The 16,496-nt window shown below is 49.0% G+C and carries 7 protein-coding genes; 3 read left to right on the forward strand and 4 right to left on the reverse strand.

Annotated features, from left to right (window positions below):
- Positions 1-225: 225 nt before the first annotated feature.
- Together NC980_RS01685 and NC980_RS01690 are read left to right on the forward strand one after the other, a co-directional pair.
- Positions 226-3,579 (forward strand): response regulator, encoded by a 3,354-nt coding sequence (locus NC980_RS01685; RefSeq protein ID WP_190378736.1) that lies wholly within the window; start codon positions 226-228, stop codon positions 3,577-3,579.
- Between the two features lie 92 nt (positions 3,580-3,671).
- On the forward strand, positions 3,672-4,772 hold the full coding sequence (locus tag NC980_RS01690) for a hypothetical protein (protein ID WP_190378737.1): 1,101 nt from the start codon (positions 3,672-3,674) through the stop codon (positions 4,770-4,772).
- A 44-nt stretch (positions 4,773-4,816) separates the two neighbouring features.
- Here NC980_RS01690 and NC980_RS01695 read toward each other — a convergent pair whose 3' ends face one another.
- Positions 4,817-7,381, reverse strand: a complete 2,565-nt coding sequence (locus NC980_RS01695; protein WP_190378738.1) for a M1 family metallopeptidase — start codon at positions 7,379-7,381, stop codon at positions 4,817-4,819.
- A 328-nt stretch (positions 7,382-7,709) separates the two neighbouring features.
- Between NC980_RS01695 and NC980_RS01700 the strand changes: the two genes are divergently transcribed.
- Positions 7,710-8,912 carry a hypothetical protein gene (locus tag NC980_RS01700; protein WP_190378739.1) on the forward strand — a complete coding sequence of 401 codons (1,203 nt, stop codon included), beginning with the start codon at positions 7,710-7,712 and terminating at the stop codon, positions 8,910-8,912.
- Between the two features lie 59 nt (positions 8,913-8,971).
- Here the strand turns inward: NC980_RS01700 and NC980_RS01705 are convergent, their stop codons facing one another.
- The 3 genes from NC980_RS01705 to NC980_RS01715 form a co-directional block, all read right to left on the reverse strand.
- Positions 8,972-14,350 (reverse strand): ATP-binding sensor histidine kinase, encoded by a 5,379-nt coding sequence (locus tag NC980_RS01705; RefSeq protein WP_190378740.1) that lies wholly within the window; start codon positions 14,348-14,350, stop codon positions 8,972-8,974.
- Positions 14,351-14,457: 107 nt separating this feature from the next.
- The gene (locus tag NC980_RS01710; protein ID WP_190378741.1) at positions 14,458-15,321 is read right to left on the reverse strand and encodes a M48 family metallopeptidase; all 864 of its coding nucleotides are present in this window, start codon (positions 15,319-15,321) and stop codon (positions 14,458-14,460) included.
- Between the two features lie 85 nt (positions 15,322-15,406).
- A complete protein-coding gene (locus tag NC980_RS01715; RefSeq protein WP_190378742.1) occupies positions 15,407-16,324 on the reverse strand; it encodes a histone deacetylase in 918 nt (305 codons plus the stop codon).
- Positions 16,325-16,496 lie beyond the last annotated feature (172 nt).

The raw sequence follows: 16,496 nt of genomic DNA on the forward strand, positions 1-16,496 counted from the left end.
CTCGATCGCTCTCCTGCTCTTGATCTAGATCGCAAGAGGCAGCGATCTAGATCACAGGAATTCCGGGCATCACCGTTAGAACGGGTTGAATTCAGGGCAACTTTACTAAAGCGAACACCGTTAGTCCGTTCCTGACTAGCGGTGTTCTAGCCCAAATGCGGTTTCGGCAATGTGACTTCGACATCCCCGATTGGGCGCGTCCCACACTCAGTTGGCAAATGGCGCATGAAATCTCGTGACACTCAGAAGCAAAAATTGCTCGTCGTCGATGATGAACCAGATAATCTCGACCTGCTTTACCGGACTTTCTACCGGGAATTCAAGGTGCTGCGGGCAGAAAACGGCCCCACGGCGCTAGATATCCTCGATCGAGAAGGCGATATCGCGGTCATTATCTCCGATCAACGAATGCCAATGATGAGTGGGACTGAGTTTCTCAGCCTCACCGTTTCAAAGTATCCCGATATCATTCGGATTATCTTGACGGGCTACACCGATGTTGAAGATCTCGTCGAGGCGATCAACTCCGGTAAGGTCTTCAAGTATGTGACCAAGCCGTGGAGCGATACGGAACTGCGCGAAGTCGTCAAAAGCGCGATCGACACTCACACGCTGCTGAAAACCCGTACAGAAGAACTGCGCCGCACTCTCCAGCGCGAATCCCTGCTCAACGCGATTACCAGCACAATCCGCAGCGCTCTCAGCTACGACGAAATCCTACAAACGATCGTCGAAACGATCGGCAAAAACTTCGAGGTCAGCGGCGCGATCGTCTGTCCGTTTCGCGATGGTGAAATTCAAGACCAGACGTTCACTTATTGGAAAGCTGCAACGCCTGCGCCAGATTTAGCGCCGACGATTTGGGAAGCCTATCAGGTCGAATCGATTCCTGACGTGCAGCAGTGCGATCGCATTCAAGAGGTTCCCGATCGCCAAGAAGCTTATGCAGCAGCAGAAATTCACTCGACCTTAATGGTTCCCTTGATTTGCCAGCAAGAACTGATTGCGATTCTCGCGCTCCACGAGTGCGGCAAAAGTCGCACTTGGCAACCCGAAGAAATTGATCTCATTCACACGGTTGCAGATCAGGCAGCACTTGCGCTTTCGCAGGCGTACAACTATGAACAAGTCCGCGCTCTGGCAAAACGAGAAGCGTTAATCAACACGATCACGACCGCAATACGATCGAGCCTTGATCCCCAAGATATCTTTGCCGCGATTACACAACAGCTTGGGCAGGGATTGCAGGTTGATGGCTGTGCCTTATCGCTCTGGACAGAAGATGCTGCCTTTGTGCAATGTGTGGGACTGCATGATTCGAGTTGGCAAGACCAAAAGCCATCCGAAGCGCTTCTCCCACAGTCGAGTATCCCCATTGAGGGCAACCCCGTTTTAAAACAACTGATTGCGACGCAGCAACCCGTTGTTCTGAGCGACTTAAATGAGCATAGTGAATTCAACACCTCAGACTTCCACACTCCAGCGCGGGCGCTGCTTGTCGTTCCGTTGATTACCGACGGCAAGATTATCGGCAGCATTTCGCTGCGGCAAAACTCTCGATCGCGCCACTGGCAAGCCTCAGAAATCCAACTCGCGCAATCGGTAGCCGCCCAAGCTGCGATCGCTGTACAGCAATCTCGCCTTTACCAAACCACCCGTCAGCAAGCCGAGAAATTGCTGCAACTCGATCGTGCCAAAACAGAGTTTTTCCAAAATATCTCACACGAGCTTCGGACTCCCTTGACCTTGATGCTCGGCCCGCTTGAAACCGCCGTTTCATCCAGTCAGGGTCTTTCGCTAGAACAATCCACGGTTGCCCTCCGCAACTCGCGTCGCCTGCTGCGGTTGGTCAATCAACTCTTGGATCTTCAGCGCCTAGATGCGGGAAGAATGCAGCCCAAGTTTCAACCCTGTAACTTAGCGGAGTTTGTCAGACAAATTGTTGAAACCTTCCGTCCGTACTGTGAGAAAAAAGGACTGCATCTGGTGACGCAGTTAGAGCCTTGTTCGCAGGTTTATCTAGACCTCGAAAAATTTGACAAGGTGCTGTACAACTTGCTTTCGAATGCAATGAAGTTTACTCCCACAGGAGAGAGCATCACCGTCGCTTTAGAGGCGATCGAGGATCACTGCTGCTTAAGGGTGCGAGACACGGGAATTGGGATTCGCGAGGATCAACTGCCGCACTTGTTTGAGCGGTTCCGTCAGGCGGAGGGATCTGAAAATCGCAGCTTTGAAGGAACAGGACTGGGACTTGCACTGGTAAAAGAACTGGTGGAACTTCACAACGGAGAAATCAACGTAGAATCAGCGTATGAGCAGGGAACCACCTTCACGATCGAGTTGAAATTGGGAGCCGATCATCTGCCGCCCGATCAGGTCGTTGATGCCCAGTCTGATGTGCAGACGAGCCGAGCCGCGATCGAACTTGCTGATTTAGACGTTGAACTGCAAGACGATTGCGACCCTGAACAGCACATCATCGTGCCATCCGTGCATGAGCATCAACCCACCATTCTGGTTGTGGATGATAACCCGGATCTTCGCTCCTATGTTTCTGGCGTACTGAGGAAACAGGGCTACCAAGTTTGGGCTGCCCGCAATGGTGCAGAAGGGTTTGAGCAAGCGAGAACGCATCATCCGTCTTTAATTGTGACCGATCTGATGATGCCGATTGTGTCGGGTCTCGATATGATTCGCATGATTCGAGCGCAAGACGCTCTCAAAGGCACACCGATCATTCTTCTGACTGCTAAAGCCGACGAAGACACGCGAATTCAAGGGGTAGAGCGGGGAGCAGACGCTTATTTAGCGAAGCCGTTTAACGATCGAGAGTTGCTGGCTGAAGTCCGAAACCTCCTTGCGCTGAAAGAGAACGAGCAGCGGATTTCTCGCATTAACACTTATCTGACTGAATCGGTTTTAAGTCGATTCTTGCCGCCAACGCTGGTGAAACGGGCTGCTCAAGGTGATCTCACCCTTGATCTTCGTCCTGAACCCCGGATGATTACGGTACTGTTCAGCGATATTGTCGGATTTACTCAGCTTTCTAATACCCTGCGATCGCGGCGAGTGGCTGAACTTTTGAATGAATATCTGACCGCGATGACGAGCTGCGTGTTTGATAATGGCGGCACGGTTGATAAATTTATGGGCGATGCAATTCTGGCAATCTTTGGTGCGCCGGAAGAGCTGACTCCAAATGAACAAGTCCGCCGAGCGATCGCGACTGCTCGCCAAATGTATCGGACGCTCGATCAACTCAATGCCCACTGGGAAACTCAAGGCATTGATCGCGTCCGTTTCCGCTGCGGCATTCATCAAGGAACGGCAGTGGTGGGAATGTTTGGGGGTGAAGAACGAGCGGATTACACGGCAATTGGGCCCAGCGTGAATATTGCAGCACGTTTGCAAGAGGCGGCAGCTCCGGGGTCGATCCTGATTTCTGCGGCGGTTGCGGACTATGTCGATGAAGACAACATTACTAAGGAAAGCCCGCTGAAGCTTAAGGGAGTAGATGAAACCGTTCTTACTTTTTCAATTAGTCCCTATCCGAATCAGATCCCGATGCGCCATTAACAAGAGCAGGAACTAAATCGCGGCGATCGTAGACGAGAGAGCTAGGATAGGAACGTGGTTTCGATTGCTTTCCGTGTGGGTGAGAGTTGGGCATGGGATTTTCTGGTTTAACGGCTCGATCGAAAGCGCAAGATTCTCCGGTACTCTGGCTGTCTTTCTTAGCTGGATCGCTTGTGGTGCATCTTGCAGCAATTTTGATTGGGCGCTGGTATTTTTCTCAAACGGCAAGCCCTCCGGCTGGAATGGCTCAGGCTCCCTTAGATTTTGTGGAAATTGATCCGAATGCGCCGCCGCTCAAGCAGCCGCAACGAACTGTGCCTTCAAGCCCACAACCCCAAACACAAGCAAAAGCAGCGCCGCCTCAAACTTTGCCGGCGGAGCCAGCCCAACCACCAAACTCAATTCAGAGTCTCGCCCGTCAGTCTGCACCTGAGCGATCGCGCGATCCACTTGCTCCTAGCTCTGCCCCGCTGAATCCGTCAGCCGGAGCGCCGAGTCGAACGCGGAGAGCGGTGAAATCCTCACAGTCTGGACAATCTCCAGCCGAGCGATCGACTTCTGGGCAGAATTCGACGGATTCACCTCGATCAACGACCAACCCGAACCCGACGACAAATTCAGGCAGCGGTAATTCTCAGTCTTCTACTCCATCCCCAGGAACGTCGTCTCCTTCTACGTCCCCTCCTGCATCCCAACCCCAAACTCCTGACACTACTAAACCGGAAAATCCAGGGGGTGCTGCAACAGGAAACCCAACATCGCCATCGGGAGCTGGGGAGCCATTGTCGATCGCGACGGGCATCCGAGGTGAAGTCTATGGAACACTTCAGGAAGATACTTATCGACCTGAACAATATGCAAGAGGTACCGTTGCACTAAAATCGGCGGCTCTACCTGAAATCAAAGTGGAGTTTCCAAGCAAGCTTCCGGTCAATGCTCTAGATTTGCGGTTGGGTCTTGTTATCAACTCAGAGGGACAGGTTGTAGCAGCAGATGTGCGAGAGGATAGCCCAACGCTGAAGCAAAATCCGAATCTGAATGATCCAAGAGTGCGAGCAGATATTCAGTCGATCGTGAACGGTCTTGTGCTTCAAGCAAACGCAGACGGAAGTTTGGCGTTTAATGTCAATCTGGAATCTAAACAAGTAGATGCCTACCGAATTATGAATATTCGGCTCAATATCAATCAGTGAGGTTCACAGCTCCTGCTTAGAGATGCAAGAGCTGTGGTGTTTGATTAACCTTTTGCTTTTGCCTCCAAATTTTCGAGACGGCTCTTGAGGTCTTGATTTTCTTTTTTGAGCTGATCAAGTTCCTCGCGGAGTTGTTTAACTGCCTTGTCAGACCCCGCATTTTTCTGCACGGTTTGAATTGACTCTTCGGCAATGCGACGAACGCGACCATCAGGAGTTTGATCAGCAAGCGATTGTAATAGCCCGATCGCTTTAGTCGTCTCCATCTGTCCCAGTGCAACAGCAACAGCGACTTGAGTGAGGAAGAACGTTTCGCGAGAAAGCGCTTTCAGCCGTTCTAGAATCCGCTCTAAATTGATGTTGTCTTGTCCGGTAGAGATTGTGCCAAGAGCGCGAATTGCTGCAAGACGGAGCGGTTGTGGCACTCCGGGCTGTGTGTACTCCAGAATTAAGTTCAGTGCGGCTTCTAAGGCCTTAAGCTGGCTCAAAGCCCCGATCGCGCCTGCTCTGACGACTTCGTTCCAGCCTTGTCGCTGTTTGAGAACCGAATCGATCAGTTTTAGGGTTTGTTCTTCGGATGCGTTGCTGAGTCCTGATGCGGCAACTTTTCCAAAGCTTCGCAGGGCAGTCGCTTCGACATAGTAGCTGGCATCGCCGGCTTCGACGATCACGCCTAATGCGGCATAGCTTTCTGGTGTCGCAATCTGCGCGAGACTCCCGACGATCGCTCGTCTCACTCGCGCATCTGAATCATTTAATCCTGCGATGACGGCTTCAACGGCTTGATCGAGTTTAATGCTGGCAAGATTTTCGGCAACTTCGGCACGGACTCCCCAGAAGCGATCGTTCTTCAACGAGTCGGATAAAGTTTTTACTGCTTCGAGCCCACCTTTTTTGGCGATCGCCTGCGCTGCATAGATGCGCGAGACTGGATCAGGATCGGACTGTAATTGGGCTTTGAGTTCGGGGAGTGGATACTCTAGCTCAACCGTTTTGAGGTGATAGTTATCGACATCAAAGCTAATGAAATCGGGTTTCTTCTCTAGCGGGAAGTAGAAGCTTTGTTCCTTCTCGTGAACCCGAACTGTAAAAGTTTTTTGATCAACCTTGCCCTCATTCACGAAGCTAATGCCGATCGGAATTCTCAGATCAAACAATTCTGATTGCGATTGTGTCACCGTAATCTTTGCAAGGTTGCTATCTGAATCCCAACTATAGCCAATCTTGAAATCAGGATGTCCACCACGATAGACATACTGATCAAACAGGAAGGTGAGATTCCGTCCGGTGGCTTTTTCGATCGCTCGTAACAAGTCGATCGTTTCAACTGTGCGGTGAGCATTGTCATTGAGAAAAGTTGCGATCGAGCGATAAAACAACTCATCGCCTAACTGGGCTCGCATCATGTGATAAACACAAGAGCCTTTCTCGTAGATGTGACGATCGTAAAGCTCGATCGCTTCCCGGTAAACGTGCGTCACGAGCGATCGACGATAGCGGGAAGCATCCTCATCAAGATACTGTCGTGCTTGACCGAGCAAGTAATACAGCGCTTCTTCTCGTCCGTACTCTTCCTCTGTCCACATCACTTCTGCATAAGAAGCCATGCCTTCTTTCACCCAAGCGTGTGACCAATGCTTGATCACCACCAAATCACCGAACCATTGATGCGCCAGTTCATGAGCAACTAGGGATTCAGTGTTGCGATTGTCGATCGCGGCCCGTTCGTCGAGCAAACAGCGATCTGTTAATAGTGTGGTTGAAGTATTTTCCATGCCGCCGAAGATAAAATCATCGACGCAGACCTGAGCATATTTCGGAAACGCATACGGATAGCCATATTTCTGACTGTAGAACTCGATCATCCGAGGCGTTTTTCCCATACTGAGACGGGCTTGATCTTCTCGCCCTTTCTCCACATAGTACGTTACAGCTTTACCGTGCCATTGATCACGCAGTTCGGCAAAGTCCCCGATCGCCAACGTCATCAGATAGGTTGGATGAATTTCCTTTTGATGCCAGTGATAAATCTGCGTATCGCCGCGATCTTCTGTCGCGATCAGTTCACCATTCGATACAGCAATCAACGGCTTCGGAATCTCGACTCGAATTTCTGAAGTCGCTAACTGTCCAGGATAGTCAAAGCAGGGAAACCAGAAGCGCGAATCTTCATCTTCGCCCTGCGTCCAGACTTGGGTTGGTTTATTGGGATAGTCTGGAGTCGGCGCGATGAAATAGATGCCTCGCTGCGGTTTCTCAACGTGATAGGCGATCGCTAAGTCAATCTTTTCACCGCTCTTTGTGGATTGCTTGAGGTGAATCTGTAGCTGTTCGCCATCGTAGTCAAACGGCTGGGGCACATCATTAATTTTGACCGATGCAATGTTTAGATTCACCGCATCTAAGGTTAAGCGATCGATACCATTGCGAATCGGATTGAGCCGAATCGTGCAGGTTCCCTGGTAGCTTTGATTTGGAATATCGAGAACTAGATCGAGAAAAATATGCTCTACTTGACCCGGACGATCGGGATTGTAGTGAGGACGTGCGCCCGGTAGCTCGAATGATTTGTATCCATTTTCCGTATCTGTGGAGAATTGGCTCAGCATGGTCTATTTTCGCTTCTACGATTTTAAGTTTAGCGATAGTTTGCTCAAACGGAGGATTCCACGCACGATCAACACTCAAATCGATGTAATCAGTGTTACCCTGCTAGGGGGTACACTCAATACAATCCAAAGGCAGTCCAAAAGCAGTCCAAAGCGCTTCGTATTGAATTACAAATCATTGGAACTTTGCTCCACTCAGAAGGGACAAAACTCTCGTTCCTGTCCTATTTGCGAACCACTCCAAAAACTGACACATGCTTCGCTTGTTTTTCCCGAAGCGGTATAAGTACGGCGTGTAGCCACTAATGTATCTACCGAAACCAATTTCATGAAAGCAAAGTTCACCCAAGCGCCTCAAGCTGATGCTGCCCGGCTGACTCCCCTCCCGACTGAAACTCCTCAGAACGATCGCATCGATCAACTTGCCGAGCAACTTAAAACAGAGCTTGAAACTGAGCTAAAGCTCTCCGGCGCGACGATCGCACAAATCGCCCATCGCATCGCGACCGAAGTGGATCGCATTTGCAGCAAGAGTGATCGGATTCAAGCTTCTGGACAGGTTAATTCTTGGCAACTGACGCTCGGACGCTACCGCATTCAAAAATGTGTACGGTTTTATCAGCTTGGTTCTCAACGGGGTCGGGTCGAACTGCATAGCAGTCTCAGCACGATGGTTTACCGCCCGATCGCGCCTGCTCATTTACAATTGACTTTTCAAGCCCGCTACACCTTAATTGAAGACTTTCTTCAAGGCTTTTACACCGAAGCACTGAGAGCCTGCCGTCGTGAAAACGAACTACCAGAAAACTATCGACCGCGCACCCGCTTAGAACTTGCAGAATATATGGCATTTACAGAGCAGTACGCGAAACGGCGCATTACCTTACCGGCGAAACAAAATCAACAATTAATCATTCTACGCGCCCAGCGATTTGCAAGCCGTCAACCGCAAGAAATTGCCGTTGATATCGAAACTGCGATGGAGACTGCAAAATCAGATGAAGTCGAAGCATATGGGCGCTTTGGTGTGATCCAAATGATTCGTGAGCAGATGGTTTCAGAAAAGGTTGATCTATCGGAATCGGCATTGCGCGATCGTGTGGTCGTTGAACTGATGCGCTATCTCGAATCTCAGGGGCAAAAGGACTGTGTAGACTATCTGACGCTGAAGCTGCAAGATCTGTCAGTTCCAGAGATTGATGAACTGTTAGGGTTAACTCCACGCAAACGGGACTATCTCCAGCAGCGTTTTAAGTACCATGTTGAAAAGTTCACTACCTCTGGCAATTGGAAACTGGTACATGAGTGGTTAGGAGCCGATCTCGATCAGAATTTGGGATTGCCTCCGAATCAGTGGGAGACATTTCTCAATGGACTGTCTGATGAAGAACAGCACTTGCTGCAATTAAAGCGATCGGGAGCGAGTGATCAAGAAATTACTGCAATGCTCAAATGTACTTCAAAGCAACTGCAAAAACGTTGGGGAGGGCTGCTAGATTTGGCACGACAACAGCGCAATCAGGCAAAGTAAATTCGTGAATCGGTAGTGCAATGGGATGGAGAAATCTGTCCCATTTTTTCGTGCAGTTTTTAGCTTAATGCTATTGGAATTGAAATTTTGAACTCGGTGCCTTTGTCGAGTTGCGAGTTAAAGGTCAATGAACCACCATGCTTTTCCACCACAATTTGATAACAAATTGAAAGACCTAATCCGGTTCCTTTGCCTTCTGGTTTGGTGGTGAAAAAGGCTTCAAACAGATGTTGCTGCACTTCTGGCGACATTCCTGCACCATTGTCTGAAATCCGAATGATGGCGTTGTTTTCTTCTATGTGAGTTGCGATCGTAATCGTATTCGGAGCTTTTTCAATCTCTGCATATTGCTTCCCTTGGCTGGAGTCTTCCAAAGCATCGATCGCGTTTGCCAGCAGATTCATAAAGACTTGGTTGAGTTGCGCCGCAAAGCAGCGTACTTCGGGAAGGGGTTCATACTGTTTGATGATTTGGATCGCGGGACGATCGGAACTCGCTTTCAGACGATGCGACAGAATCATCAGCGTTGAATCTAATCCTTTGTGTAAATCCGCAGGCTGTTTCTCGGTGCTATCGCTGCGCGAATAGTTGCGGAGTGAGTGCATAATGTCCCGAATTCGCTCAATTCCCAGCTTCATTGAATCAATCATCTTCGGCAGATCTTCGGCGACAAATTCTAAATCCATCTGATCGATCAACTCCGCGATCTCAGCGTGAGAATTCGGGTAAATTTCCTGATATTTGCGAACTAGCCCGATCAGCTCATCGACATACTGAGTGGCATATTTGAGATTGCCGGAGATAAAGCCAACTGGATTATTGACCTCATGAGCAACTCCCGCGACCAGTTGTCCCAAGCTAGAGATTTTTTCCGTTTGGATGAGTTGAGTTTGAGTCTGCTGAAGTTGGATCAAGGACTGTTCGAGTTGCGAGGCACGATCGCGCTCTCGTGCTTCAGCAATTTGCAGATTTTGGTATAAGGTGGCGTTAGAAATGGCAATGGCCATTTGAGTAGACAACAACGATAGGACTTTCCAGCGATCGCGCGTGAACGCATGAGTTAACTGGCGATGCTCCAGGTAAAAGATGCCGATTAACTGATTTTGATACTGCACAGGAAAACACAAAATTGATTTGGGTCGGTGCTTGAGGATGTAGGCATCCGTTGCAAACGTTGCATCGTTTGTCGCATCGTGAATTAACTGCTTTTCTTGAGTGCGAGCAACATAGTGAATGAGCGGAACCGGAACGGCTTCCTCTAGCAAGATTGGCAGCGATCGGATCAGCGTAATTCCAGAGCGATCGCTGATGCCTTGCGCTACAACGCGCCAACGAGTCTGTTCTTGATCTGCGAAGCGATCTTCATCTCGCAGCAAAATTACTCCGATTTGCGCTCCTGCATTCTCCATCACCACTTGAATCAGCGTTTCGAGCAGTTTATCAAGCTGAATTGCTTGTGAAATCACCTCGGAAGCTTTTAGAATCGTCGCGAGATCAAGAAGCTGGGAGGTGTCGGTACTGCTTGAAGAGAGATGGGAAGCCGAGAAGGTCTGCTCGGTTGGGGTAGCATCAGTGGTGTAGATGAATTTTGAGAGTTGCGGATAGTTGCGCTCTAACTGTACAAGCTTCTCGGTCGCTCCCCAAGCTCGATAAAGATAGTAGGCTTCGAGCAAGAACGCTTGAGCAATCTTTTCTTTGCCATCTGCAATCCAAAACTTGGCAGCTTGCTCATTGATTAAAGCGATATTGGGTGTGAATTCGCTGAGAGTAGCTTGGGCGAGCGCTTGATCGTAGAGAGTGATCGCGCTGCTGCGATCGCCGGAGAGCCGTGCGATTTCTGCTTCGATGAGTTGATACTGATGCAGGAAGTTTTCAGGGCAATGCTCTGCCCAGACTTTCATCTGCTGCTGATTGTTCGATAGTTCTTGCCAGAGTTGTTTTTGCGTGCTGGAGTCGGATTTGGGATATAGAGCAGATAAGATTAAGGAATGATAGAAATTAAAAGCAGCCAGTGAGATGCAGCCTGGAATGTATTGCAGCAAGGGTTTCGCGGCTTGAATACAGTCTAAAGCCTCGCTTGGACGATCGAACAGGTAGAGAACTTGCGCTTTGAAGATTTGATAATAGCAGATGGCTGCGAAACTGGAGTGCGATCGACAGTCTTCTAAGAACTGGCTCTCCTTTAGAGCCGACAAGTTTCCCTGAAGCGTCTGGATGGTAAGCTGACAAGCAAATAGCATCTCTTGAGCTAGCTGATTTTGCGTCTGCTGTACAAACTTATGATAGTCAGGAACCTTTAGGCTCAAGCTCTCTAAATCAATCCCTTGATAAAAACAATTGACCATCTGATGAGCAATGTTATAGCCCGCAAATTGAAGTTCGCCGGATTCCAGTCCTGCTTGATAGCCTTCCATGAATGTGGCTGCATCTTCCTTCAAAGGACGCACCCAATGGTTCACTGATCCACCAATCACAACACAGACTTTGCACTTCTCGGCTTGATCCTTGAAGCGCTCAGCGAGGTTTAAGCTGAGCTGCCCAAATTCATAGCCCGATTGATACTCTCCCAGCATTGCTCCAAGAATTAAGCCATACTCTGAATACCCATAGGTCGATTCTGGAAGCTGCCCATACTTCAATGAGAGATTGACCAGCTTCATCACGACAATCATCCAGAGGACATGATTCGAGAAATACGTGGGCGCACCAAGCGCAACCAGTAGCTTTGCGGCAGTTTTTTGCTCTGGAACGCTAATCTCTTTGCCGTTGAGAATCTCAGAAATCTTTCTACCACTCAGGAGTAGCTTTGCTTGGGCAAGCTCTACTTCTAGAACGGCTTCTAGATCAGTTTCTGGAAATGCGATGTCTAGGAGATCGAGTGCCTTCTGCCCAGCGACGATCGCAGCTTGATACTGGGTTTTCAGCGTGTAGACAACAATCAAAAGTTTGTACAGTTCTGCTTGCTCTAGTGCAGATTTGACATGGATCAGACTACGATCGATGAGATCTTGCGCTGCCTCAAAGTTGCCTAATAGATACTCAACTTCCGCCTGCTCCCTATGCAAGCTCAGCATTAACTCATACTGCTCCGACCAAGCATCACCTAAGATGGTTCTGGCGCTTGTGAAGTATTGTTGTGCTGCACTGTAAGCAGTTGCCTGCTTTGCTTTGTACCCAGCTTGTAGATTTAGGTTTGCAAGTTCAAGCCGTTCTTGCGGAGCCGTAATTAAAGCTTGTCCAATGTTGAAATGCTCTGTTAATTCAAAAATCAGATCATTGCGTCGCTCAACAGGCGATTTTTCGTACAACAATCGCCCAATTTGCAGATGAACCGATTGTTTTTGCGGGTTGCTAATCAGAGCGTAAGCCGCTTGCTGAATGCGATCGTGCAAGAACCGATAGTTTAAGTAGGCTAGATGAGTTGTTGCAGGGTCAATTTCAGGCGCAGAGGTGGGAGCAATCATGCCAAAATCGGCTGCATGACTCAGCAATTGAGTTAGCTCTACTTCAGAGCTTGGGTGAATCAGTGCAAGCGTTTTCAGGTCAAATTGATTACCGATGCAGGCTGCAAGCTGAAGAACTTGCTGAGTGTCATTCGGTAGCTTTTTGAGCTTACGGATTAATAATTCAACAATGTTATCGGTAAAGTCGATCGCCTGAATTTGCTCGATCTCCCAGTGCCAACTTCTACGATCAACATCAAACGAAAGCAGCTTTTCTTGATGCAGTGTTTTGAGTAATTCATTGATAAAAAATGGATTGCCCTCGGTCTTCTGCATCACTAACTCAGTGAGCGATTGCACCGCATCGATCGAACACTGCATGGTATCAGAGATCAACTCAGCAACCTGCTCTGTGTTTAGGGGAGTGAGCACGATCGACTGGAGGTTCACGTTTGCCGATTGCAGTTCTGTACACAACATCATCAGCGGATGAGCAGCATCTACCTCATTGTCTCGGTATGCTCCGATTAAAAAGAAATGCTGCGTTTGCTCATTGGTGAGCATTAGCTTGATCAGTCGCAGAGTTGCGGAGTCTGCCCACTGAAGATCGTCAAGGAAAATCACAAACGGATGGGCAGGCTGGCAAAAGACCTGAATAAAGTTTTGAAATAGACGATCGAAGCGATTTTGGGCTTCAGTCGGCGGGAGAACGGCAACTGCAGGCTGAGCATCAATTATCCATTCAAGTTCTGGAATCACGTCGATGATCACTTGCGCCTGTGTTCCTAATGCAGCAAGTAGCTGTTCGCGCCAGCGCTGTAATTCTGTTTCAGGTTCGCTGAGCAGTTGCCGCATCAGCGATTGGAATGCGACCACGATTGCAGAATACGGAATGTTGCGCTGCAACTGATCGAACTTGCCGGAGATAAAATAGCCGCGCCGCTGCACGATCGGCTTGTACACTTCCTGCACTAGCGAAGATTTACCAATGCCGGAATATCCCGTGACCAGCAAGAACTCACCGTTTGCCGTCTGTGGCACTGCAACGCGATCGAAGGCTTCAAGCAGCGTTTTAACTTCTCGGTTGCGTCCATAAAGCTTTGCAGGAATCTGAAACCGATCGCATAAATCCTGCTGCGCTAACACAAACGCTTCGATTTTCCCGTCTTGTTCGTACTGTTGCTGACAGCGTTCTAAATCATGTTTCAGACCAATCGCGCTTTGATATCGATCTTCTGCAGTTTTTGCCATTAGCTTCAGCACGATCGCAGACAGCATTTCTGGCACGTCAAAATTTAGCTCAGTGGGTGAGATTGGCTGTCTTGCTAGGTGACAATAGACCAGTTCTAACGGATCATGCGACTCAAAAGGTAGACGCTGTGTTAGAAGTTGATAGAACGTGACTCCAAGCGAATAGAAATCAGTGCGATAGTCGATTTCTCGATTCATTCGCCCGGTTTGCTCTGGAGATAGATAAGCTAGTGTTCCTTCTAGGCGAGCTGGATTGATTAGAGGCTGGGTTTCTGCTTGCAGAACTGTTGCAATGCTAAAGTCAGTAATTTTAACTTGTTTGGTTTCTGGATTGATTAGTAGATTTGCCGGTTTAATATCTTTATGAATGATGTTGTGTTGATGCAGTTGAGCGAGAATTTGTGCGACTTGGATCGCGATCGCCAAAAACTCGCTTAAGCTCGGTGCATGGTGTTCGTAATATTGCTTGAGTGAAACTGCACCAAAATCCTCTAGCACCAGTGCTAAAGCAGTTCCATAATTCTCGATACAGTAAGAGCGAACGACTCCGGGCAAATTGAGCCGCTCCGATAGGGTAAATTGCTTGCGAAAGATTGCCAGTTCTCTGGATGTCGGATACTGACCTTTGAGAAACTTAATAGCAACAGGATGCTGATCGCGCGATCGATACCCTCGATATACGACAGTTTTTGTACTTTCGTAGATCTTTTCGTTCAGTTGGTATCCAGGAAGTACAGGTAACATTTCGCACTTGCTTCAGTCTCAATGGGTTTAGACTGCCCACGAATTCAACCAAAGCAACGGCTCCTTAACTCCTTCAATTTCTTCAATTGAAGAATGAGCGAAGTGGCCTACCAATTACGCCATCCGCCTCTACTTGCTTCTTTGGTTCGCTCAGCAATCAAGGACTGGTATTCTTGCGAGCTTGCCCAGCGATCGATTTCTCGCGCTCTTAAAACCGGAACGGGGTGCGACAACTGTACAGTTTGCAGTTGTTTGAGCATTTCTCCCATCTCGGTTTTGCTGATATCGTCGTAGGCACGAGCTTGAGCGATGAACGCATCTAGGTTTAATTGCTTCACCAAACTGGGTGATCCGCCTGTGAGCTTCATCATCACTGACATTGTGATTCTTGGATCTTGAGTGGCGAGCAGGGCGGCACGATCGCAGGTAAATTCGGCACAGCGTACCCAATTCATGATTTGAGCCTGCAAGCCTTGGGTAATCACACCGCCGATCGGGAAAGGTAGCTGACCGGCTGCGAGGACTAGTACATTGGCAAGTGTCAGATAGACACTGTGATCACACTTAAGATGTCCGAGTTCGTGAGCAATCACGGCTTGAATTTCTTCGGGCGTGAGCAATTCGATTAGCGAAGTGTGCATCACGATAAACGGCTGCCTGCCCCGCATGGCGAAGGTGTAGGCGTTGGGAACAGGATGCTGACGCACGTAAAGCTGAGGTGCTTCGAGATCGAGAATGCGGCTGGCTTCGATCAAGAGCTTGTGCAGATCCGGCAACTGCTGTTCGCTCACGAGAATGCTGGAGGCGATATTTTCTAGGTAAAAGAATTGCTCTGCTACCGGGCCTAATAATGTGCGGATTGCAAGATCCAGTCCTGGCAACTGCTTCAGGGCGTTCGTTGCTTCTAGGTCGAGGGGATGGCGGAACTGGTCGGCTTTTAGCCCGATGAGCGTTGACTTGGGAAAGGACATAAGCCACCGTGAGAATACAGACTGTTGCTGATTCAGTATAGCGATTCCGCTGTCATCCCTGTCAAAACAGTAGGGGGGCGTTCCTCTATGATTGCAAACAAGCCCCGATCGTTGCCACAACCGATCGTCCTAATGTGGGATAGTCATATCCGCCCTCTAAGCCAAACACAATCCGTCGGGTAACTCCCAAGCAATATTGCGTAAACAATTGGTAGTCCTCTGGTTTCAGCGAAATTCCTGACAATGGATCAGCATGATTTGCATCATACCCCGCACTGATAATCAGTAGATCTGGCTGAAACTCACTGAGAAATGGAATCACTTTTTGCTCAAACAGCGGTTGATAGTCTTCGATCGTGCTTCCGGGTGCGATCGGCAAATTCAGGACATTCTGATGTAAGCCTGTTTCTGAAGAATGACCTGTACCCGGATACTGCGGCGACTCATGCAGCGAACAAAACCGGATTTTGGGATTAGTTTCAACGATCGCTTGTGTGCCATTCCCGTGATGCACATCCCAATCGAGAATACAGACGCGCTCTAGTCCCTGTGCCAAAGCAGCGTAAGCGGCGATCGCAGCATTGCTAAATAAACAAAATCCCATTCCTTCATCCGCAACGGCGTGATGTCCGGGTGGACGCGCTATCACAAAACAGGGTTCGCCGGATGCGATCGCGGTTTCTACTCCATCAATCCAAGCATTGACCGCCAGCATCGCTACTTCAAAACTGCGCGGACAGATGATCGTATCGCCATCAATATAGCCGCCACCCCGATTCGCCAAGAGTCGAACTTGATCAAGATAGCAGCGATCGTGAATCAACTGCATTAGGGGCAGGGGTGATCGGGCTTCAACGGGAGTGGGCGACTTCCAATCGAGTTGATTTGCCCAAGGTACAGATTTAAGCGCAGCCCGAATCGCAGTCAACCGTCCAGCATTTTCAGGATGAAAATCGCCCGTATCATGCAGCAGAAACTCATCGGAATAGATCACCGGAAACATAGGCGCGATCGGAAATGGAGAGCAAGATTTTAATATAGCAATCTTAGAAGAGCGATCGGCTTAGCCTCTATAGCGATCCGGTTTGAGCTGTGAACGCTAAAAGGAGTAGGAGACACCCCGCTCTCCACTCCCTACGCTCCACCCCACAAGAAAAAAACCTCCAACCGTCGAG

The organism is Leptolyngbya sp. AS-A5, from assembly GCF_039962495.1.
In the GTDB taxonomy this organism is placed as follows: domain Bacteria; phylum Cyanobacteriota; class Cyanobacteriia; order Leptolyngbyales; family Leptolyngbyaceae; genus Leptolyngbya.